21 protein-coding genes and 1 riboswitch are annotated in these 21,071 nt (G+C 72.9%); of the genes, 13 read left to right on the forward strand and 8 right to left on the reverse strand.

Annotation, left to right across the window (positions count from 1 at the left end):
* Nucleotides 1-6 precede the first annotated feature (6 nt).
* Nucleotides 7-163, forward strand: a riboswitch (cyclic di-AMP (ydaO/yuaA leader).
* A gap of 15 nt (nucleotides 164-178) precedes the next feature.
* Both ACFYYN_RS06630 and ACFYYN_RS06635 read left to right on the forward strand, forming a co-directional pair.
* Nucleotides 179-943 (forward strand): M23 family metallopeptidase, encoded by a 765-nt coding sequence (locus ACFYYN_RS06630; RefSeq protein WP_500544916.1) that lies wholly within the window; start codon nucleotides 179-181, stop codon nucleotides 941-943.
* Between the two features lie 220 nt (nucleotides 944-1,163).
* Nucleotides 1,164-1,856, forward strand: a complete 693-nt coding sequence (locus tag ACFYYN_RS06635) for a GntR family transcriptional regulator (protein ID WP_500544918.1) — start codon at nucleotides 1,164-1,166, stop codon at nucleotides 1,854-1,856.
* A 215-nt stretch (nucleotides 1,857-2,071) separates the two neighbouring features.
* On the opposite strand, the gene ACFYYN_RS06640 is transcribed toward ACFYYN_RS06635, so the two are convergent.
* Complete coding sequence (locus ACFYYN_RS06640) at nucleotides 2,072-2,353, reverse strand: HPr family phosphocarrier protein (protein WP_499514490.1); 282 nt, start codon at nucleotides 2,351-2,353, stop codon at nucleotides 2,072-2,074.
* A gap of 120 nt (nucleotides 2,354-2,473) precedes the next feature.
* Here ACFYYN_RS06640 and ACFYYN_RS06645 point away from each other — a divergent pair, with 120 nt between their 5' ends.
* Genes ACFYYN_RS06645 through ACFYYN_RS06660 form a run of 4 tightly spaced genes read left to right on the forward strand, consistent with a single transcriptional unit; the run spans nucleotide 2,474 to nucleotide 7,698 of the window.
* Nucleotides 2,474-5,197, forward strand: coding sequence for a bifunctional acetate--CoA ligase family protein/GNAT family N-acetyltransferase (locus ACFYYN_RS06645; protein WP_500544919.1), 2,724 nt, complete (start codon nucleotides 2,474-2,476; stop codon nucleotides 5,195-5,197).
* 28 nt (nucleotides 5,198-5,225) lie between these two features.
* Nucleotides 5,226-5,813 (forward strand): DUF5998 family protein, encoded by a 588-nt coding sequence (locus ACFYYN_RS06650; RefSeq protein ID WP_500544920.1) that lies wholly within the window; start codon nucleotides 5,226-5,228, stop codon nucleotides 5,811-5,813.
* The gene (locus tag ACFYYN_RS06655; protein WP_500544921.1) at nucleotides 5,813-6,997 is read left to right on the forward strand and encodes an alkaline phosphatase family protein; all 1,185 of its coding nucleotides are present in this window, start codon (nucleotides 5,813-5,815) and stop codon (nucleotides 6,995-6,997) included. Before ACFYYN_RS06650 ends, ACFYYN_RS06655 begins: the two co-directional genes overlap by 1 nt.
* 56 nt (nucleotides 6,998-7,053) lie before the next feature.
* On the forward strand, nucleotides 7,054-7,698 hold the full coding sequence (locus ACFYYN_RS06660; protein WP_499514494.1) for a thymidine kinase: 645 nt from the start codon (nucleotides 7,054-7,056) through the stop codon (nucleotides 7,696-7,698).
* Here the strand turns inward: ACFYYN_RS06660 and ACFYYN_RS06665 are convergent.
* A complete protein-coding gene (locus ACFYYN_RS06665) occupies nucleotides 7,695-8,489 on the reverse strand; it encodes a VOC family protein (RefSeq protein WP_500544922.1) in 795 nt (264 codons plus the stop codon). The two genes, ACFYYN_RS06660 and ACFYYN_RS06665, sit on opposite strands and share 4 nt — an antisense overlap.
* Nucleotides 8,490-8,617: 128 nt before the next feature.
* Here ACFYYN_RS06665 and ACFYYN_RS06670 point away from each other — a divergent pair, with 128 nt between their 5' ends.
* The gene (locus tag ACFYYN_RS06670) at nucleotides 8,618-9,457 is read left to right on the forward strand and encodes a sulfurtransferase (protein ID WP_500544923.1); all 840 of its coding nucleotides are present in this window, start codon (nucleotides 8,618-8,620) and stop codon (nucleotides 9,455-9,457) included.
* 76 nt (nucleotides 9,458-9,533) lie between these two features.
* Here ACFYYN_RS06670 and sepH read toward each other — a convergent pair whose 3' ends face one another.
* From sepH to ACFYYN_RS06685, 3 genes are all read right to left on the reverse strand, one after another.
* On the reverse strand, nucleotides 9,534-10,631 hold the full coding sequence (sepH, locus tag ACFYYN_RS06675; RefSeq protein WP_500321927.1) for a septation protein SepH: 1,098 nt from the start codon (nucleotides 10,629-10,631) through the stop codon (nucleotides 9,534-9,536).
* Nucleotides 10,632-10,962: 331 nt separating this feature from the next.
* Nucleotides 10,963-12,285 (reverse strand): D-arabinono-1,4-lactone oxidase, encoded by a 1,323-nt coding sequence (locus tag ACFYYN_RS06680; protein ID WP_500544924.1) that lies wholly within the window; start codon nucleotides 12,283-12,285, stop codon nucleotides 10,963-10,965.
* Nucleotides 12,242-13,489: an MFS transporter gene (locus ACFYYN_RS06685; protein WP_500321925.1), complete on the reverse strand. Its 1,248-nt coding sequence runs from the start codon at nucleotides 13,487-13,489 to the stop codon at nucleotides 12,242-12,244. The genes ACFYYN_RS06680 and ACFYYN_RS06685 overlap by 44 nt, the downstream gene beginning before the upstream one ends.
* A gap of 149 nt (nucleotides 13,490-13,638) precedes the next feature.
* Here ACFYYN_RS06685 and ACFYYN_RS06690 point away from each other — a divergent pair, with 149 nt between their 5' ends.
* Both ACFYYN_RS06690 and ACFYYN_RS06695 read left to right on the forward strand, forming a co-directional pair.
* Nucleotides 13,639-14,772 (forward strand): ferrochelatase, encoded by a 1,134-nt coding sequence (locus ACFYYN_RS06690; protein ID WP_500544925.1) that lies wholly within the window; start codon nucleotides 13,639-13,641, stop codon nucleotides 14,770-14,772.
* A 29-nt stretch (nucleotides 14,773-14,801) separates the two neighbouring features.
* Nucleotides 14,802-15,602, forward strand: coding sequence for an inositol monophosphatase family protein (locus tag ACFYYN_RS06695; protein WP_500544926.1), 801 nt, complete (start codon nucleotides 14,802-14,804; stop codon nucleotides 15,600-15,602).
* Nucleotides 15,603-15,725: 123 nt separating this feature from the next.
* Here ACFYYN_RS06695 and ACFYYN_RS06700 read toward each other — a convergent pair whose 3' ends face one another.
* Entirely contained in the window at nucleotides 15,726-15,899 is a 174-nt protein-coding gene (locus ACFYYN_RS06700; protein WP_018561851.1) for a hypothetical protein, read from the reverse strand.
* A gap of 335 nt (nucleotides 15,900-16,234) precedes the next feature.
* Between ACFYYN_RS06700 and ACFYYN_RS06705 the strand changes: the two genes are divergently transcribed.
* The 4 genes from ACFYYN_RS06705 (at nucleotide 16,235) to ACFYYN_RS06720 (ending at nucleotide 19,616) form a co-directional block, all read left to right on the forward strand.
* The gene (locus ACFYYN_RS06705) at nucleotides 16,235-16,888 is read left to right on the forward strand and encodes a response regulator transcription factor (RefSeq protein WP_499514502.1); all 654 of its coding nucleotides are present in this window, start codon (nucleotides 16,235-16,237) and stop codon (nucleotides 16,886-16,888) included.
* 6 nt (nucleotides 16,889-16,894) lie between these two features.
* Nucleotides 16,895-18,157, forward strand: coding sequence for a sensor histidine kinase (locus ACFYYN_RS06710; RefSeq protein WP_500321922.1), 1,263 nt, complete (start codon nucleotides 16,895-16,897; stop codon nucleotides 18,155-18,157).
* A 398-nt stretch (nucleotides 18,158-18,555) separates the two neighbouring features.
* Nucleotides 18,556-18,855, forward strand: coding sequence for a DUF4193 domain-containing protein (locus ACFYYN_RS06715; RefSeq protein WP_018561848.1), 300 nt, complete (start codon nucleotides 18,556-18,558; stop codon nucleotides 18,853-18,855).
* 14 nt (nucleotides 18,856-18,869) lie between these two features.
* Nucleotides 18,870-19,616: a hypothetical protein gene (locus ACFYYN_RS06720; protein ID WP_500321921.1), complete on the forward strand. Its 747-nt coding sequence runs from the start codon at nucleotides 18,870-18,872 to the stop codon at nucleotides 19,614-19,616.
* Nucleotides 19,617-19,658: 42 nt separating this feature from the next.
* Here ACFYYN_RS06720 and ACFYYN_RS06725 read toward each other — a convergent pair whose 3' ends face one another.
* Nucleotides 19,659-20,108, reverse strand: a complete 450-nt coding sequence (locus ACFYYN_RS06725; protein ID WP_500321920.1) for a DUF3093 domain-containing protein — start codon at nucleotides 20,106-20,108, stop codon at nucleotides 19,659-19,661.
* Nucleotides 20,109-20,134: 26 nt separating this feature from the next.
* Nucleotides 20,135-21,019: an SDR family oxidoreductase gene (locus ACFYYN_RS06730; RefSeq protein ID WP_500321918.1), complete on the reverse strand. Its 885-nt coding sequence runs from the start codon at nucleotides 21,017-21,019 to the stop codon at nucleotides 20,135-20,137.
* Nucleotides 21,020-21,071: the final 52 nt, after the last annotated feature.

Raw genomic sequence — 21,071 nt, forward strand, 5'->3', positions numbered from 1 at the left:
GCACCGGAGCAACGATCGCCGAGTCCCCGTCAGGCGTGAGCCTGGGGAGCCGGGGACCCACCTGAGATGTCCCTGGGGTGAATCGGGCGGCCTGCCGCCGCCCGTAGGAGACCTTCCTGCTCCGAACCCGTCAGCTAACCCGGTAGGCGAGAAGGAAGGAAAGGATCCCCGCCTGCCCATGGCGTCGTTCTCCATACGTTCCACCCTGGCCGGCGCCGCCGCGCTGACCACCGTCACCACCGGCGCGTTCGTCGTGCCCGCCGCGGCTGCCGACGCCAGGGCCGAGGGTTCCGCCTTCGCCCGCTGCGCCGCGGTCGCCGGGGACCTCGCCGCGCACCTCGCCGACCAGGCCTCGGCCCAGCACCGGGCCGCGGTCGTCGCGCAGAAGCGCCACGACGCCCTGGTCGCGCGCGCCAAGCGCGCCGCTCGTGAGCGTGCCGCCAAGGAGGCCGCCGCCAAGGCGGCCAAGGCCAAGGCGGCCCGGGAGAGCGGCACCGCGCACGCCTCCCGGAGCGCCGCGAAGGGCCGCGGCACGCTCGGCGGCTGGATGCTGCCGGTCGCCGGCTCCATCGGCACGCCCTACCACGCGACCAGCAGCCTGTGGTCCTCCGGCTACCACACCGGCGTGGACTTCCAGGCCTCCGTCGGCACCCCGGTGCACGCCGCCGGCGCGGGCACCGTCGTCGAGGCGGGCTGGGGCGGCTCCTACGGCAACAACGTCGTGATCCGCCACGCGGACGGCATGTACACCCAGTACGCCCACCTGTCCTCGCTGGGCGTGTCCGTGGGCCAGACCGTCTCCGCGGGGCAGCAGATCGGCCTGTCGGGCGCCACCGGCAACGTGACGGGGCCGCACCTGCACTTCGAGGCCCGTACGGCACCGTCCTACGGCGCCGACGTGGACCCGCTGGCGTACCTGCGTTCCAAGGGCGTCCGCATCTGAGCCATTCCCCTCCCCCCACACGAAGGCCCCGGTTCCCCCGCCGGGGCCTTCGGCATGCCGGCGCTTCCCGGCCGCGGGGTGTCCAAAAATGCTCCATGAATTCAGGGCAGCCGTCGGAATCGGCGGCGTGCTGGAATAGAGTCGCGGCAGAAACGCCGGCTCCTCCGTTACACGGGGATTAAAGGACGGCCGTCGGCGCGCACCGAAAGGAACCTGCGATGTGGGGTCGTACGTGAAGGGGGTCGGCGGCGCGGGCCGCCCGATTTCGGCCCGGGCGGTGTGCACCGCGATCCGTGACGACATCATCAGCGGGTTCTTCGCGCCGGGGAGCCGGCTGACCGAGGAGCAGTTGGCCAAGCGCTACGGGGTGTCCCGGGTCCCGGTGCGCGAGGCGCTGCGCACCCTGGAGTCCGAGGGCTTCGTGCGGACCCGCCGGCACGCCGGGGCGTCCGTGGCCGAGCCGACCGAGCAGGAGGCCGCCGACCTGCTGGACATCCGTGCCCTGCTGGAGCCGCTGGGCGCCGCGCGGGCGGCGCAGCGGCGCACCGAGGCCCATGTGAAGGTGCTGCGCGGGCTCGTCCGGCTGGGCCAGGAACGTTCCCTCCGGCGCCAGTTGTCCGACCTGCCCGCGCTGGACGGCTGGTTCCACGAGACGCTGGCCCAGGCTTCCGGCAGCCCGACCCTGGTGGCGCTGCTGACCCAGCTGCGGCACAAGATCGCCTGGGTGTACGCGGTGGACACCCCTGGGCGGGCCGTGGAGTCCTGGGAGGAGCACGGGGCGGTCGTGGACGCGGTGGCACGCGGTGACGCGGAGCGGGCCCGGCGGCTGATGGCGGCCCATGTGGAGCGGGCGACGGCGGTGCACCGGCTGCGCCGTCCGGAGAGCACGGGGCGCGGCGCCGCGGCGCGGTGAGGAATCGGAAACACGCCGTACACACTTCGCGCGGCCGGGTTTAACAGAAGTGCCGTATACAACTTGGGGAATTGTGCGCGGGGTATTTCCGTGCCCTATTGTGCTGCGCGCTGCCCGAAAATGACCTCGCAATGACGAAGGGGCGGGTCCGCGAAATCCGGCCGGATTTCACGCGCAGGCCCGCCCCTTTTGCCGCACCGCGGCTCCGCGCGCTGTCAGACGGTCTCGGGGAGTTCGTCCAGGCCTTCGGAGACGAGCTTGGCAAGGCTGTCCAGAGCGGCGTCCACCCCCTCCGCGTCGGAGGCCAGCACGACCTCCTCGCCGCCGGCCACGCCCAGGCTCAGCACGGCGAGCATCGAGGCGGCGTTGACCGGGGCCCCGTCCGCCTTCGCGATGGTGACGGGGGCGCCCACGGCGGTGGCGGCGCGGACGAAGATCGAAGCGGGACGTGCGTGCAGGCCCTCGGCCCAGCCGATGGTGACGCGGCGCTCAGCCATGGTGTTGCCCTTCGGGTCGTTCCTGGGAGGTCTAGACCAGTCTGCCATGCCTCGGACACCGGTCCGTCCCCACATCGTCGCACCGGTCCCGCGACCGGCAGGTGCCCGTACGCTTGGGCCATGACGACGCCGTCCGCCGCAGAGCGCGACTACCCGGTCCACTGGGAGGCGGACGTGGTCCTGCGCGACGGCGGGATCGCCCACGTCCGGCCCATCGCGCCGGACGACGCGGGACGGCTGGTCAGCTTCTACGAGAAGGTCTCCGACGAGTCCAAGTACTACCGCTTCTTCGCGCCCTACCCCCGGCTCTCCGACCGGGACGTGCACCGCTTCACCCACCACGACTACCGTGACCGCGTCGGCCTGGCGGCCCTGGTCGGCGGCGAGTTCATCGCGACCGTCCGCTACGACCGCACCGACGACGGCGAGGCCGAGGTCGCCTTCCTGGTCCAGGACGCGCACCAGGGCCGCGGGGTGGCCTCCGCCCTGATGGAGCACATCGCGGCGGTGGCCCGCGAGCGCGGCATCCGTCGCTTCATCGCCGAGGTGCTGCCCTCCAACCGCAAGATGATCAAGGTCTTCACCGACGCGGGCTACACCCAGCAGCGCAGCTTCACCGACGGCGTCGTCCGGCTCGAATGCGACCTGGAGCCCACCGAGCAGTCCCTCGCCGTCATGCGCGCCCGCGAGCAGCGCGCCGAGGCCCGCTCCGTCCAGCGACTGCTCGCCCCCGCCTCCGTGGCCGTCATCGGCACCGGCCGCCGGCCGGGCGGCGTCGGCCGCGGAGTGCTCCGGAACATCGTCGCGGGCGGCTACACCGGCCGCGTCCACGCCGTGAACCGCTCCTTCCCCGAGGACCTGCGCATCCTCGACCCCGAGGGCGTCCCCGCCCACCGCTCCGTCGCCGAGATCCCCGACACCGTGGACCTCGCCGTGATCGCCGTGCCCGCCGACGACGTCGCCGAGGCCGTCGACGCATGCGGCCGGCACGGCGTCCTGGGCCTGCTGGTGATCTCCTCCGGCTACGCCGAGTCCGGCGCCGACGGCCGCCGCAGGCAGCGCGCACTGGTGCGGCAGGCCCACTCGTACGGGATGCGCGTCATCGGCCCCAACGCGTTCGGCATCCTCAACTCCGCCGAGGACGTCCGGCTCAACGCCTCGCTGTCGCCGCAGACCCCGGACGCCGGACGGCTCGGCCTGTTCACCCAGTCCGGCGCCATCGGCATCGCCCTGCTGTCCGGGCTGCGCCGGCGCGGCGCCGGACTGTCGTCCTTCGTCTCCGCCGGCAACCGGGCGGACGTCTCGGGCAACGACATCCTGCAGTTCTGGTACGACGACCCGGCCACCGACGTCGCCCTGCTCTACCTCGAAACCCTCGGCAACCCGCGCAAGTTCTACCGCCTCGCCCGGCGCACCGCCGCCGTCAAGCCGGTCGTCGTCGTCAAGGGCGCCCGGCACTCGGCGGCCGCCCCGCCCGGACACGCGGTGCCCCCCGCCCGCATCGCTGACAGCACGGTCTCCGCCCTGCTGCGGCAGGCCGGCGTCATCCGCACCGACACCGTCACCGAGCTCCTCGACACCGGACTGCTGCTGTCCTGCCGCCCGCTGCCCGCTGGCCCCCGCGTCGCGGTCCTCGGCAACTCGGAGTCGCTCGGCCTGCTCACCTACGACGCCTGCCTCACCGCCGGGCTGGAACCGGGCCTCCCGCTCGACCTCACCACGGCCGCCGGCCCCGAGGACTTCCGGGCCGCCCTCTCCGCCGCCCTCGCCGACCCCGCCCACGACGCCGTCGTGGTCACCGCCATCCCGCGCGTGGGCTCCGACCTCGGCGAGGCCCCCGCGAGCAGCGACGACGCCGCGCTGGCCGAAGCCCTCCACGCCGCCGCGGACGAGGCCGGCACCGGCAAGCCCGTCGTGATCGTCCACACCGCCCTGGAGGCCATGGCCACCCGCCTCGCCGCCGTCCGCATCCCCGCGTACGGCGCCGCCGAGCGCGCCGTGAAGGCACTGGCCAGGGCCGCCGCGTACGCTCAGTGGCGCAGGGACGCCCAGGTTCCCGGCAGGGTGCCGGAGTTCGAGGACGTCGACGAGGCGGGCGCCTGCCAGGACGTCACCCGGCTGCTCGACGAGGCGGCGGAGCCCGCCGGGGATGCCCACGGCGTCCCCCTCGACGACTCCGCGGCCGCCGCCCTGCTGGCCCGCTACGGCATCACGGTCCGGCCCACGCTGCCCGCCCCCGGGATCGACGCGGCCCTGGAGGCGGCCCGGCGGCTCGGCTACCCGGTCGCCCTCAAGACCACCGCGCCCCACCTGCGGCACCGCGCCGACCTCGGCGGCGTACGCCTGGACATCGCCGGCCCCGACGACCTCAGCCGCGCCTTCGAGGAGCTGACCGCCCGGCTGGGCAAGCCCGAGGAGCTGCACCTGGTCGTGCAGGCCATGGCACCGCGCGGCGTCGACACGGTCGTACGCGCCACCGTCGACCCGGCCGCGGGCGCCGTGCTCTCCTTCGGCATCGCCGGCGCCCCCTCCGAACTCCTCGACGACATGGCGCACCGGCTGGTCCCGGCCACCGACCGGGACGTCGCCGAGCTGGTCCGCTCCATCAAGGCCGCCCCGCTGCTGTTCGGCTGGCGCGGCGCGGAGCCGGTGGACACCGGCGCCCTGGAGGAGCTGCTGCTGCGGGTGTCGCGGCTGGTCGACGACCTGCCCGAGGTGGTCTCCGTCGACCTCGAACCGGTCGTGGTGGCCCCCGCAGGCCTCACCGTGCTCGGCGCCTCCGTGCGCCTCGCGCGGCCCCCGGCCCGCACGGACCTCGGGCCTCGTGCACTGTCGTCCTTCTGAACACGTGCTCCGCACTAGGATGGTCGCCATGGCGAAGACCAGTACGACGACCCAGGGGCTGCGCGCGGCGATCGAGCGCAGCGGCTACTACCCCGCCCTCGTGGCCGAGGCCGTGGAGGCCTCCGTCGGTGGGGAGGCGGTCGCCTCGTACCTGGTCCACCAGGAGACCACCTTCGACGCGAACGAGGTCCGCCGGCACGTCACCGTCCTGGTCCTGACCAGCACCCGCTTCATCGTCAGCCACACCGACGAGCAGAGCGCCGACGACACCTCCCCGAGCCCCTACGCCACCACCTCCACCGAGTCGGTCAAGCTGGAGCGGATCTCGTCGGTCGTGCTGAGCCGGGTCGTCGCCAACCCCGAGTCGTACACCCCGGGCACCCTGCCCCGCGAGGTCGTGCTGACCATCGGCTGGGGCGCGGTCAGCCGCATCGACCTGGAGCCCGCCGCCTGCGGCGACCCCAACTGCGAGGCCGACCACGGCTACACCGGCTCCTCCAGCGCCGACGACCTGAGCCTGCGGGTCAGTGAGGCGGGCGACGGCCCCGAGACCGTCCGCCAGGCCCTCGCCTTCGCACAGGCGCTCTCCGAGGCGACCGCGGGCGCGGCCTCCTGATGGTCCATCCCGCCCCGTCCTACGAACCGCTCGATCCGTACGCCGCGCCCGCCCCGCGCTACGGCAGCGCTTCCCTGAGCGACCTGCTGCCCGCGGTCGCCGCCGGGCTCGGCATCACCGGCGCCCCGCGGACGGCGCTCGACCTGGTGCCCGCCGACCGGGTCTGCGTGTTCCTCGTCGACGGCATGGGCTGGGAGCTGATCCGCAAGCATCCCGACGAGGCGCCGTTCCTCACCTCCCTGATCGCCGTCTCGGCCACCGGCAGCGGCCGGCCGATCACCGCGGGCTTCCCCTCCACCACCGCGACCTCGCTCGCCTCCGTCGGCACCGGGCTGCCGCCCGGCGCGCACGGCCTGGCCGGGTACACCGTGCTGAACCCGGACACCGGCGAGCTGATGAACCAGCTGCGCTGGCAGCCGTGGACCGACCCCTACGTCTGGCAGCCGTACCCCACGGTCTTCCAGCTCGCCCAGGCCGCCGGCATCGAGACCTGCCAGGTCACCTCGCCGACCTTCCAGCACACCCCGCTGACGAAGATCGCCCTCAGCGGCGGCACCTTCCACGGGCGGCTCAGCGGCGAGGAGCGCATGGACCTCACCGCCGAGCGGCTCGCGGCGACCGACCGGGCGCTGGTCTACACGTACTACAGCGAGCTGGACTCCATGGGTCACCGGCACGGGGTCGACTCCGACGCCTGGCGCGGCCAGCTGATGATGGCCGACCGGCTCGCCCAGCGGCTCGCCGAGCAGCTCCCGCCGCGCAGCGCGCTCTACATCACCGCCGACCACGGCATGATCGACATCCCCTTCGACCCGGAGTCCCGGATCGACTTCGACGAGGACTGGGAGCTGCGCGCCGGCGTCGCCGTCCTCGCCGGCGAGGCCCGGGCCCGTCACGTCTACGCCGTGCCAGGCGCCGCAGCCGACGTGCACGCGGTGTGGAGCGAGGTGCTCGGCGAGCAGATGTGGGTGGCCTCCCGTGAAGAGGCGGTCGCCGCGGGCTGGTTCGGGCCCGTCGTGGAGGACCGGGTGCTCGGCCGCATCGGAGACGTCGTCGCCGTCGCCCGGGACGACGTCGCGATCGTCGCCACCCGCTCCGAGCCGGGGGAGTCCACCATGGTCGGCCTGCACGGCTCGATGACCCCCGTGGAGCAGTTGGTGCCGCTGCTGGAAGTCCGCACCTGACGCACCGCCCTCCCTGCCCACCGCCCACCACCGCCCCGAAAGGCCGCCGCCTCCTCATGCCTGAGCTCGTGTTCTTCTCCGGAACGATGGACTGCGGGAAGAGCACCCTCGCCCTGCAGATCGAGCACAACCGCTCGGCACGCGGCCTGGAGGGCCTGATCTTCACCCGCAACGACCGGGCCGGCGAGGGCGTCCTCTCCTCCCGGCTCGGCCTGGAGACCAAGGCCGTCGAGGCCGCCGACGACTTCGACTTCTACGGCTACCTCGTCACCCACCTGTCCGGCGGCGCCCGCGCCGACTACGTCATCGTCGACGAGGCCCAGTTCTTCACCCCGGACCAGATCGACCAGCTCGCGCGCATCGTCGACGACCTGCGGCTGGACGTCTTCGCCTTCGGGATCACCACCGACTTCCGCACCAAGCTCTTCCCGGGGTCCCGGCGCCTGGTGGAGATGGCCGACCGGATCGAGGTGCTCCAGGTCGAGGCCCTGTGCTGGTGCGGCGCCCGTGCCACGCACAACGCCCGTACGGTGGGCGGGGAGATGGTCGTCGAGGGCGAGCAGGTCGTCGTCGGCGACGTCAACCGCCCCGGCGCGGACATCGGCTACGAGGTGCTCTGCCGCCGCCACCACATCCGGCGGATGACCGCGGCCGCGGCGCGCGCGGCGGCGATCTCGCCGGACGTCCTGCCGGTCGACTAGCTGCCGCCGGCCCCCGGCTGCGGCCGGGACCGGATCACGGTGAAGACGGCGCCCTCGGGGTCCGCCACGGTGGCCAGCCGGCCGTACTCGGAGTCGCGCGGCGTGCGGATGACCGTCCCGCCCAGGTCCGTCACCTGGCGGGCGGCGGCGTCGGTGTCGGCGACCTCGAAGTACGTCATCCAGTGCGCCCCGCGGTCGCGCGGCAGGGCCCGGCCGACGCCGTGGATCCCGCCGACTGGACGGCCGGCGAGGTGGAGCGTGAGGTAGTCGAAGTCGGTGGAGACGACCGCGTCGGTCTCCAGCCCGAAGACCACCGAGTAGAACTTGCCGACCAGCGAGGTCTCCCGGGTGACCAGCTCGTTCCAGACCGGCGCGCCCGGTACCCCGAAGAGCTCGGTCCCGCGGTGGTGCCGGGCCTGCCACACCCCGAACACCGCGCCCATCGGGTCCGAGGCGACGGCCAGCCGTCCCGCGTCGTCCGCGTCCAGCGGGCCGACGCCCACCGTGCCGCCACAGATCCGGATCAGCTCGGCGGTCTTGTCGGCGTCGTCCGTGGCGAAGTAGGTCGTCCAGGCGATCGGCAGGTGCCGGTCCCTGGGCAGCTCGCCGATGCCGGCCACGCTCTTCCCGTCCAGCGTGGCGCGCACGTACAGGCCCAGGGAATGCGGACCGGGGTGGAACTCCCAGCCGAACAGATGGCTGTAGAACTCCTGCGTGGCCTCGACGCTGTGAGCCAGCAGGCTGACCCAGCACGGGGTGCCGTGCGGGTGGCGGTTCCCTACCTCGGTCATCAATTCTCTCCTGGGGAGCAACGCTCGGGCTTGCAGGGGACGTGCCACAGCGATGCTCGCACCACCGGGTGTGCCGCGGACCGGGGCCGCGCCGCAGGTTTCCCGCGTCGGGTGACCACAATGGGCTTATGCATCCTGTCATTACCGTAACCGAATTGGCCGCGCTGCCGAAGGGCGTCCCGGGAGGCGCCGCCCTTCTGGACGTCCGCTGGCAACTGGGCGGGCCGCCCGGCCGTCCCGCGTACGAGGCCGGTCACCTGCCCGGCGCGCACTACGTCGACCTCGACACCGAACTCGCCGGACCGCCCGGGGCGGCGGGCCGCCATCCCCTCCCGGACCTCGCGGTGTTCACCGCCGCCATGCGCCGCGCGGGCGTCGGCCCGGACCGCGACGTCGTGGTCTACGACGGCGGTCCCGGCTGGGGCGCCGCCCGCGCGTGGTGGCTGCTGCGGTGGGCCGGGCACGAGCGGGTCCGCGTCCTGGACGGCGGGCTCGCGGCGTGGACCGCGGCGGGACTGCCCCTCGAGGCGGACGTCCCCGCCGACGAGGAGGGCGAGTTCACCGCGGCGCCGGGCGCGCTCCCCGTGCTCACTGCCGACGAGGCGGCGGCACTGGCCCGCCGCGGCGTCCTCCTGGACGCCCGCGCGCCGGAGCGCTACCGGGGCGACACCGAGCCCATCGACCCCGTCGCCGGTCACATCCCCGGCGCGGTCAACGCCCCGACCACGGAGAACGTCGCCGCGGACACCGGAGTCTTCCTCGCCGCCGACGAACTGGCGGCGCGCTTCGGCAAGGCCGGCGCCACGCCCGGCGCCGAGGTCGGCGTCTACTGCGGCTCGGGCGTCTCCGGCGCCCACGAGGTGCTGGCCCTGGCGGTCGCCGGCATCCCCGCGGCGCTCTACGTCGGCTCCTGGAGCGAGTGGTCCACGGCGGGCCGGGACGTCGCGACCGGGCCGCAACCGGGCTGACAGGGCGCCGGCGGCTGGAGGCCGGCCCATACGGAGGACCGCACCGGGGCACCCCCTGAGGGGCGGCGTGCCCCGGTCAGTCCTGCTTCTTGCGCCGGCTCCCGAAGACGATCTCGTCCCAGCTCGGCACCGTCGCCCGCCGTCCCGGACGGACCCCGTCCGCCTCGGCCTGGCGGTCGGTGGAGCCGACCAGCCGGTCGCGGTGGGCGCCGACCGAACGCGGCATCAGGACGTCGGCGTACGCGGAGCCCGCGCCCGCACTCGCGGCGGGGGCCGGCGGCGCCTCCTCCTCCGCCCCGGGCGTGTCGGGACCGTCCTCCGCGACCGTGGCCGCGGCCGGCGTGTCGGGCGTGACGGAGGGCGGCCCCGCCTGGGCCGGCACCACCATGTCGCCGCGGAAGCTGGGGACCGCCTCCAGGAGGCTGGTCAGGGAGTCGCGCTCCTCCTCCGCCCGCTCCTCGGCGGTGCGTTCCGCCCGCTCGGCGCGGTCGGGCCGCTCCAGCGCACGGTCGCGCGGGAGCCGCGCGATCCGCGGCACGAAGGGGTAGCTCGGCTCCTGTGCGGCCTCCTGGGTCGTCTCCCCGATGAGCGCGCGCGCCTCGTCGTCCACGGCCTGGACGAGCCGGCGCGGCGGGTCGTACGTCCAGCTCGCGGAGTGCGGCTCACCGGCCACCCGGTAGACGAGGAGCACCTCCCAGGTGCCGTCGTCACGCCGCCAGGAGTCCCACAGGACGCTGTCCTTCTCGGCGCCGCGCAGCAGCAGCCGCTCCGCGACGGCCTCACCGAGCTGCGGACCGGTGCTCTCGCCCTGACGCCGCACCGCGGTCTTGCGGGCCCGCTCGGCCATGAAGGCGCGCTCCGCCAGCACGGGGCCCTCGAAGCGCCGGACGCGCTCCACCGGGATCCCGGCGAGCTGCGCGACCTCCTCCGCGGTGGCACCGGCTCGTATCCGCGCCTGGATGTCGCGCGGGCGCAGATGGCTCTCGACCTCGATCTCGATCTGGCCCAGCCGCGCCCGGTCGTTGCGGATGGCGGCACGCAGACGTTCGTCGATCGGAAGCGTGTACTCCGTGCTGTCGGCAGCCTTGAGCACCAGCCGTGTGCCGTCGTTGCTGACGGCCACGACACGCAGTTCGGGCACGGTTACCTCCCGGGTGGTGCCTGCCGACGTCACGTGCGTCGCTGCTCCCGATGGACGAGTGTGACCTGCCCGGGTGCAGCCTGCCACAACCTTGCTGAGTTTCCCGGCGTGTCGGGCATGTGCCGTGACTCGCCGTTATGGCACGGTTACCTATTTGCAACGCTGAGTGACCAAACGAACCACCCGGCGTCAAGTGTCTCCGGTTCGATCGACGGCACCCCGGGACGAGTGCGCCGTCTCCCCCCGGAGCCAGGATTTGTCACAGTACTCCATTTGGGCCACGTCGGTGGGGCGCCGCGCCGTCGAACTTCGCGCGCGCCAAGGGAGTTGGGTCGGGATCTTCACAAAAACCACACAAGTGGAACTATTCGCCGAGCACCCGCCGCAGGTAGTCGTTGCGGAACAGCCGGTCCGGGTCCAGCCGGTCGCGCAGGGCGGTGAACTCGGCGAAGCGCGGGTAGGCCTTGGCGAAGTAGTCCGCGTCCCGGGTGTGGATCTTGCCCCAGTGGGGGCGCCCCTGATGGGCGGTCATGATCTGCTCGACCGCCGTGAAGTACTCCTGGTACCGGCTGCCGCGGTACATGTGCACCGCGACGTACGCGGTGTCCCGGCCGGAGGCCGTCGACAGCGCGATGTCGTCCGCCGGGGCGACCCGCACCTCCACGGGGAAGCTGATCCTGAACCGCGAGGACTCGACCATGGACTTCAGTTCGCGCAGCACCTCCACCGCGGCCTCGCGCGGCACCGCGTACTCCATCTCCACGAAACGCACACGACGCGGATGGGTGAACACCTTGTACGGGATGTCGGTGTAGGCGCGGGCCGACAGGGCCCGGCTGGAGACCTGGGCGATGCCCGGGATGAGCGCGGGCGCCGCCCGGCCCACGGCGCAGGCCGCCTGGAAGACCCCGTTGGACAGGAACTCGTCGTCGATCCAGCCGCGCACGCCCGGGACCGGGGCGGCGGGCCCCTGGCTGCGGTTGTTCCGCTTGGTGTTGCAGCCGTCGGTGTGCGGGAACCAGTAGAACTCGAAGTGCTCGTTCTCCTCGACCAGTTGGTCGAACTCGGAGACCACCCGGTCAAAGCGCATGGGCTCCTCGCGCGCGGCGAGCAGGAAGAGCGGTTCGACCGCGAAGGTGAGCGCGCTGACCACGCCGAGCGCGCCCAGTCCGATCCGGGCGGCGGCGAAGACCTCGGCGTTCTCCTCCGCCGAGCAGGTGAGCACCGAACCGTCGGCGAGCACCATTTCCAGCGCCTTGACCTGGGCGGCTATGGAGCCCGAGTCGCGGCCCGTGCCGTGCGTTCCGGTGCTGGTCGCGCCGGCCACGGTCTGTTCCATGATGTCGCCCATGTTCGTGAGCGACAGGCCCTCGGCGGCGAGCAGCGCGTTGAGGTGCTTGAGCTGGACGCCCGCCTCCACCGTGACCGTGCCGGCCTCGCGGTCGACGCCCCGCACCGCGGTCATCCGCTCGGGCCGGATCAGGACGCCCGAGGTCGCCGCCGTCGAGGTGAAGGAGTGCCCGGTGCCGACCGCCTTGGCCGGGAGCCCGTCCGCCGCCGCCTTGCGGAGCACGGCCGCCAGTTCGTCCACCGAGGCGGGTGACGCGGTCCGCGCGGGCACGGCCCGCACGTTGCCCGCCCAGTTACGCCATGTGGCCTTCCCGGCGGTCCTGTTCGTCGTAGCCATGCGCACGCGTCCCCTCCAGCTCAGGCGCCGGCTCCAGCCGGCGGTACCCCAGGAAGGCCGCCACCACGGCGAGCGCCGCGGCGGAGGCGGGCACCGCGAACGCGGCCCGGGCCCCCGCCGCGTCGATCACCCACCCGGCCAGAGAGGCGCCGAGCGCCACACCGACCGCGAGCCCCGTGCTCGTCCACGTCATGCCCTCGGTCAGCTTCGCGCGCGGTACCAACTGCTCGACGAGCGCCATGGTGGTGACCATCGTCGGTGCGATGGACAGGCCCGCGACGAACAGCGCCACGGCCAGGAACGTCAAGTTCCCGACCAGTAGTGGCGGGATCATACTCACGGCCATGGCCGCCACGCCCAGGAGGAAGCGGCGGGAAGCCGTTCCCGCCGGCTTCATCAGGCCGAAAAGCACCCCCGCGAGGCAGGAACCCGCCGCGTACACCGCGAGCACCACGCTGGCCGCGGCCTTGTGGCCCTGTTCCTCGGCGAAGGCCACGGTGTTGACGTCCACGGCACCGAAGAGCGCCCCGGTCGCGACGAAGGTCAGCACGAGCACCTGCAGCCCGCGGGAGCGCAGTGCGGAGCCGGGGGTGTGCTGTTCGCGAGGGTGGGGCGGCGGTTCGGTGGCGCGCTGCGCGCTCAGCAGCCACACCCCGGCCGCCAGGAAGAGCACGGCCAGCAGCGGCCCCGCCTCCGGGAACCAGATCGTGCACAGCCCGATCGACAGGATCGGGCCCACGATGAAGCAGACCTCGTCGACGACGGACTCGAAGGAGTAGGCGGTGTGCAGCAGCGCGGGCGACCCCCGGTGGATCATGGCCCACCGTGCCCGCACCATGGCGCCCAGGCTCGGGGTCGTCCCCGCCGGCGCGACGCAGACGAAGAGCGCCCAGTCCGGGGCCCCGGTCCGTACGCACACCAGAAGGCCCGCCACCGCCAGCACCGTCACCCCGGCCGCCGGGCGCAGCACCCTGCGCTGGCCGTACCGGTCGACCAGGCGGGAGACCTGCGGACCCAGCGCCGCCCCGGCCAGTGCCAGGGTGGCCGCCAGGGCGCCCGCGATCCCGTAGCGGCCGGTGACCTGGGACATCATCGTCACGATGCCGATGCCGAGCATGGACAGCGGCATCCGGCCGATGAAGCCCGCCGCCGAGAAACCCCTGGTCCCCGGAGTGGAGAAGATCGCGCGATAGGGACTGGGCACAGGGCGCTCCAACGGCTTCGTCGCCGATGTTCGGGGGCTGAGGTGGGGGCCGGAGTAAGGAATGTGACTGCCTCACACAGCTTACAAAGGGAGCGCAAGCGAATTTTCCCGGTTCTTCGGCCGTCACCCCCGGGTGGCAGGATCGGAACATGTCCGATCACACCGAGGCCGGCACCGCCACTCCGTACGACGCACTGCTCCTGCTGTCCTTCGGGGGGCCCGAGGGGCCCGACGACGTCGTCCCCTTCCTGGAGAACGTCACGCGCGGCCGTGGCATCCCCCGCGAGCGCCTGAAGGAGGTGGGGCAGCACTACTTCCTCTTCGGCGGGGTCAGCCCCATCAACGCGCAGAACCGCGAGCTGCTGGAGGCGCTGCGCAAGGACTTCGCCGAGCACGGCCTCGACCTGCCCGTGTACTGGGGCAACCGCAACTGGTCGCCCTACCTCACCGACACGCTGCGCGAGCTGGCCGGGGACGGCCACCGCCGGGTCCTGGTCCTGGCCACCAGCGCGTACGCCTCCTACTCCGGCTGCCGGCAGTATCGCGAGAACCTCGCCGACTCCCTGGCCACCCTTGAGGCCGAAGGACACCCCGTCCCCCGCGTGGACAAGCTGCGGCACTACTTCAACCACCCCGGCTTCGTCCGGCCCATGACCGACGCGGTGCTGACCGCCCTCGCCACGCTGCCCGAGGACGTCCGGGACGGGGCGCACCTGGCGTTCACCACCCACTCGATCCCCACCGCGGCCGCCGACACCTCGGGCCGGCCCGAGGCGCACACCGAGGACGGAGCCGGCGGCGCCTACGTCGCCCAGCACCTGGACACCGCCCGGGTTATTGCCGACGCCGTCCGCGAGGCCACCGGCACCGACCGCCCGTGGAAGCTGGTCTACCAGTCCCGCAGCGGCGCCCCCCACATCCCGTGGCTGGAGCCCGACATCTGCGACCACCTGGAGGAGCTGCACGCCTCCGGCGCACCCGCCGCCGTCATGGTGCCGATCGGCTTCGTCTCCGACCACATGGAGGTCAAGTACGACCTCGACACCGAGGCGACCGCCAAGGCCGCGGAACTGGGCCTGCCGGTCGCCCGTGCCGCCACCGTGGGAGCGGACCCGCGCTTCGCGGCCGCCGTGCGCGAGCTGGTGCTGGAGCGCGCCGCCACCGAGCGGGGCCTGACCCCCGAGCGGTGCGCGCTGGGCGCGCTCGGGCCCAGCCACGACGTGTGCCCCGTGGGCTGCTGCCCGGCGCGCAGCCCGCGGCCCGCTGCCGCGGGCGCCGAGTGACCGACGTACCCGAACGCACGAGGAGTACCGTGAACGACCACCTCAAGGACGAACTCCTGGCCGTGGCCCTCGAGGCCGCCCGCAGGGCGGGCGAGCTGCTGCGCGACGGCCGCCCGGCCGACCTCGGTGTGGCCGCCACCAAGAGCAGCCCGATCGACGTCGTCACCGAGATGGACATCGCCGCGGAGAAGCTGATCGCCTCCTTCGTCATCGAGCGCCGTCCGGACGACGGGCTCCTGGGCGAGGAGGGCGCCAGCACCCCGGGCACCAGCGGGATCCGGTGGGTGATCGACCCGCTGGACGGCACCGTGAACTACCTGTACGGCCTGCCGTCGTGGGCCGTGAGCATCGCGGCCGAGCGGGACGGCGAGACGCTCGTCGGGGTCGTCGAGGCCCCGATGCGCGGCGAGAGCTACCGCGCGGTGCTGGGCCGGGGCGCGTGGGTGGGCGACCGGCCCGCGGCCGTGCGCCCGGCGCCGCCGATGGACCAGGCGCTGATCGGCACCGGCTTCGGCTACCTGCAGGAGCGGCGCGAGGGCCAGGCGAGGGTGCTGCGCGAGCTGGTGCCGCAGGTGCGGGACATACGTCGCGGCGGATCCGCCGCCATCGACCTGTGCGACGTGGGCTGCGGCCGCCTCAACGGCTACTACGAGCGCGGCCTGAACCCGTGGGACTACACGGCGGGCGCGCTGTTCGCCCGCGAGGCCGGTGCCCTGACCGGCGGCCGCCCCGGGGTGCCGGAGTCCACGGAGCTGACCGTGGCGGCCCCGCCGGGACTGTTCGAGCCCCTGCAGCGCCGGCTCGACGAACTCGGCGCCTGGCACGACTGAGGGCCGCTGACGCCCCCGTGACGGCCGGCCGCCCCGTGCGGAACCGGCGGCGGGCACGCGAACGCCCCGGCACCTGTCCAGGTGTCCGGGGCGCGGCGTTCGGCTGTGCCGCCCTGGGCGATCTCAGGCGATCTTGGGCAGCACCTGGACGCCGTGCTCAGCGGCGAGGCGGCGCAGGTCGGCCAGTTCGGCCTCCTCGACCTCGGCCAGGAACTCGTCCCCGTCCTCGCGGGCGCGCAGAAGGTCCGATTCGGTGCTGTGTATGCGCTGCAGGATTCCAGTGGTGAATGCGTCCATCAGGTGGCGCCCCCTCGTCGTCGTGGGTTGACACAGGGATATTCGGGGTCGTGCGATGTGCGGGGTCGTTCGTTCACAGGTCTTGTCCGGGGACCCCTCGGATCACACAGCGGCTACTGCCACGGGAGTTGCGGACGCCCTGGGGGCGTGATCGGGGGTGTGCAGTCGTCCTCCCCAGGCCCGCCGGAGGGGAAACCTCCGGGACGCGAAGAATTGGGCGCCAACTGCTCTTACCCCTGTTTTACGGCCTCCCGGTGCAGGATGGAGGGGCGTTCAGCCTGCGCACGCGGGCTGTGCACGGCTCTTTGAGAAGTGCCTAGGGAAGGAACAGCGCCTTGCGCGTACTGGTCGTCGAGGACGAGCAACTGCTCGCCGATGCGGTAGCCACCGGACTACGCCGTGAGGCCATGGCCGTCGACGTCGTCTACGACGGCGGCGCCGCCCTGGAGCGGATCGGGGTCAACGACTACGACGTCGTCGTCCTCGACCGCGACCTGCCGGTCGTCCACGGGGACGACGTGTGCCGCAAGCTCGTGGAGCTGGGCCTGCCGACCCGCGTCCTGATGCTGACCGCCGCGGGCGACGTCAGCGACCGCGTGGAGGGGCTGGAGCTGGGCGCGGACGACTACCTCCCCAAGCCCTTCGCCTTCACCGAGCTGACCGCCCGCGTGCGGGCCCTCGGGCGCCGTACGACGGCGCCGCTGCCGCCGGTGCTGGAGCGTTCCGGGATCAAGCTCGACCCCAACCGCCGCGAGGTGACCCGGGAGGGCCGGCAGGTCCACCTGGCCCCCAAGGAGTTCGCGGTGCTGGAGGTGCTGCTGCGCAGCGAGGGTGCCGTGGTCTCCGCGGAGCAGTTGCTGGAGAAGGCCTGGGACGAGAACACCGACCCCTTCACCAACGTCGTGCGCGTCACCGTCATGACGCTGCGCCGCAAGCTCGGGGAGCCCGCGGTGATCGTCACCGTGCCCGGCTCCGGTTACCGGATCTGATCCGCCGTGCCCGCGCCCTCGTCCTCGCCGACGACCCCGCCCGCGTCGCAGGCCATCCCGCCCAAGCCCACCTGGGACCCGAAGCCGGCCGCCCGCCCCATGCCGCTGCTGCGCCCCACGATCCGGATAAGGCTCACCCTGCTCTACGGCGGCATGTTCCTGATCGCCGGGGTGATACTGCTGTGGATCATCTACCTGCTGGCGGCCCAGGCCATCCGCCAGGGCACCGAGGCGCAGTTCCACGTCGAGGCCGGCCGGCTGTCGCTCACCGGGCTGTGTCCCGAGCTGCCCACCGGCCCGACCAACCCCGACGCCTTCAACAAGGCCTACGTCCACTGCCTGGCGGTGCAGCGCGAGACCGCCCTGAACGTTCTGCTCAAGCGCTCGCTGTTCGCGCTCGTCGGTCTCGCCGTGCTCGCCTTCGCCTTCGGCTACCTGCTGGCCGGCCGTGTGCTGGCGCCGCTCGGCCGGATCACCCGCACCGCGCGCGGCGTGGTGAGCTCCGACCTGACCCAGCGGATCCACCTGACCGGCCCGGACGACGAGCTCAAGGAGCTGGCGGACACCTTCGACGACATGCTGGAGCGCCTGGAGCGGTCCTTCGACGCCCAGCGGCGCTTCGTCGCCAACGCCTCCCACGAGCTGAGAACGCCGCTGGCGATCACCCGCACGCTGCTGGAGGTCCAGCTCGCCGACCCCAACGCCTCCCCGGACATGGCACAGCTGGGGAAGAACCTGCTCGTCACCAACACGCGCAGCGAGCAGCTGGTGGAGGGCCTGCTGCTGCTCGCCCGCAGCGACAACGAGATCGTCGACCGCAAACCGGTGGACCTCGCCGAGGCGGCCACCCAGGCGCTGGAGCAGACCCGCAGCGAGGCCGACGCCAAGGGCGTGGAGCTGCGTGCCGCGCTGGGCGAGGCGGTCGTCCAGGGCAACGGGGTGCTGCTGGAGCGCATCGCGCTGAACCTGGTGCAGAACGCCGTCCGGTACAACGTCGCGGACGAGGGCTGGGTGGAGGTCACCACGGGCGTCGAGGCGGGCTCCGCGGTCCTGGCGGTCGTCAACACCGGGCCCGTCGTCCCCGCGTACGAGATCGACAACCTGTTCGAACCCTTCCGTCGGCTGGGCAACGAGCGCACGGGCAGTGACAAGGGCGTCGGTCTCGGGCTCTCCATCGCCAAGTCCGTCGCCCGGGCCCACGGCGGCACGATCAGCGCGGTCCCGCGCGAGGGAGGTGGCCTGGTCATGCGGGTTGTCATCCCCGTGTGACCCGTCACACGACACCCCCGGAGGCGTGTTCGCTTTGCGCTGAATTTTGCGGTCTGCGCGCCTCGGGGGCATGCTGTGAGCGATCACACATACGATTCCGGTCGCGGGTACTCTCCGTGATGGCGACCTCCGGGAAAAGACCGGAAAAATCCATGTTTCCGCAGGTCATGATCACGGGAAGTACACGTGGAGGCGCGAGCAAGGTGCGACAAGCGGGCCGTTTCCGGTCATGACCGGCAGCGGATGCGATCACCTCTTCGGGGGTGCGTTTGGGTGTCGATTGAGTAACGGCACTTGATGTAAGGCAAAATCTCCGCTTCGGGCCGGGCACAAGACCGGCCTCCCGTGCGTTACGTGCGCTGGAGACACCGCAGACACCCAGAGGGGGAGAGCGATACATGGCTACTGATTACGACACCCCACGCAAGACCGACGATGACGTCAACGAGGACAGCATCGAGGAACTCAAGGCCAGGCGGAACGACAAGTCGACCTCGACGGTCGACGTCGACGAGTTCGACCAGGCCGAGTCCCTCGAGCTGCCCGGAGCCGACCTCTCCAATGAGGAGCTGTCGGTCCGGGTGCTGCCCCGGCAGGCGGACGAGTTCACCTGCATGAGCTGCTTCCTCGTGCACCACCGCAGCCAGCTGGCGACGGAGAAGAACGGCAACCCGATCTGCCGCGACTGCGCGGCCTGACGGAGAGCCGGACCGTGGCGAGCGACGACGAGCGGGGCCATGAGGCCTCGCTCGCGGGCGCAACGGAGGGGCCGGCGGGAGATCTCGTCCCGTTCCGTCCCCCCGGCCGTGCCGCACGGGCACGGGCACGCGCCAAGGCGGCGCTGAACACCTTCGTCGACGGGCTCGTCGAGACGGCCCCGAGGGTCCCCGTCAGGGACCTGGAGACGCTTCGCCGCCAGTTCCCCGGGCTCGGGCCCGAGGAACTGGCCGACAAGCTGGTGAACGCCGCCACGATGGGCACTGCGACGGTCGGCGCCGGCATCGGCGCCGCCGCCATGCTGCCCACCCCGCCGGCCATGCCGGCGGAGCTGGCCTCGGAGACCCTCGGCGTCGCCCTGGTCGAGTACAAGCTCATCGCCGAGCTGCACGAGGTCTACGGGCTGCGCGCCCCGGGCACGCTGCGTCAGCGGTCGACGATGTACCTCGCCGAGTGGACCGAGCGGCGCGGGATCGACTTCTCCAAGCCGTCCACGCTGAACATCGCCCTCGGCGGCAGGATGAAGCGCGAGCTGCGCCAGCAGCTGATGAAGCGCACCATGCGCAACCTGCCGACACTGACCCCGTTCATGGTCGGCGCGGCCGTCGGTGCCGTGATGAACCGGCGCGACACCAAGAAGCTCGCGGAGCAGATCCGCAAGGACCTGCGCGTCCGCCAGGTGCCCTGGGGCCTGCTGTCCGCCGAGGAGGAGCCCCCGCCCGCGCTCGGGCCCGGTGGCTGAGCCACCCGGCACCGGGCACCCCGTGCCGGGGCGCCCGTCCGCTCAGACGCGCACGTCCCGCAGGGCCGCGGCCAGGCGCTCGGGCGATCGGGTCGACAGGTACAGGTAGGGCGTCGGGTCGTCCGGGTCGGTGACCTCGACCTTGAGCGCGGTCGGCACGTACGCGCGCAGCAGCATGAAGGCGCGCGGATCGGCCTTGTACGACCGCCAGGCCACGGCCTCGTCCCGGTCCAGCACCGTGGCCTCGCCGAGCGCCGTCACGGGGATCTTCGCGTCCCCGGCCACCAGCGAACCGGCGACCACCCGCAGCCGCGGCGAGCCGTACGCGCTGACCAGGGCCGCTCCGGCGGCCGTACCGCCCACCAGCCCGCCGAGCAGCGCCAGGGGGCCGAAGGGCAGCAGGATCAGCGCCAGTGAGACGCCCGCGCCGACGGCGAGGCCCCACCACGAACGCGGCGCGGTCAGCCGCTCCTCATAGCTCATGACGGTCATGACACCAAGCTTGTCATGCCGTGTCCTCAGCGCCCGCCCCGGGACCGCAGCCTCGTCAGCGCGTGCGCCGCGCGCGGGGGACGCCGCAGCCCCGTGGCGACCTGCTTGGCCCAGTCGGTCGCGGCGGTCGGCAGGGCGGCGTCCAGGACGGCGGAGGACCGGGCGTCGGTGCCCACCAGGTAGCGGGGGAGCGGCCGCGGTGCCGTGAGCGCCCTCAGGACCGTGCGCGCCACCGGGCGCGGCGAGGGCAGCTCCCGCTTGATCATCTCCTCCGCGGCCTCGTACTGGTGCCGGTAGGCGGAGTTGCGGCGCTGCGGGAGCCGGCTCGCGCCGCGCTGCCAGATGTCCGTGCCGTACGAGCCGGGCTCCACCAGCACGACCTTGACCCCGAACGGGGCGGCCTCCATCCGCAGTGCGTCCGTCACCGCCTCCAGGCCCTGCTTGCTGGCGCAGTACCAGCCGAGCAGCGGCATCGAGACCCGACCGGAGATCGACGAGATGTTGACGATCCGCCCCGCGCGCCGGGCCCGCATCGTGGGCAGCACCAGGCGGGCGATGCGCGCCGGGGCCACCAGGTTGGTCTCCAGTTGCTGCCGGACCTGCTCGTCGTCGACGTCCTCGATCGCGCCGGGCTGGGCGATCCCGGCGTTGTTCACCACCGCCCACGGGCCGCCGTCCGTCATCGTGGCGATCTCGGTGAACGCCCGGACGGAGGACGTGGCGTCCGTGACGTCCAGCAGCACGGTGCGCACCGACGCGCCGGTGCGCTCCACCGCCTCCCGCAGCGCCTCCGCCTTCTCCTCGCTCCGTACCGTCCCGATGACGTCGAAACCGGCGTGGGCGAGTTCCAGGGTGGTGGCGAGGCCGATCCCGCACCCGGCTCCTGTGACGACGACGGACCTGGGGGTCATGTGGTGCTCCAAGGGAGGGTGCTCCGGTGATGGGCGGGCCGCGGGGCCGCAA

It is taken from the genome of Streptomyces sp. NPDC001902 (assembly GCF_042891295.1).
GTDB lineage: Bacteria > Actinomycetota > Actinomycetes > Streptomycetales > Streptomycetaceae > Actinacidiphila.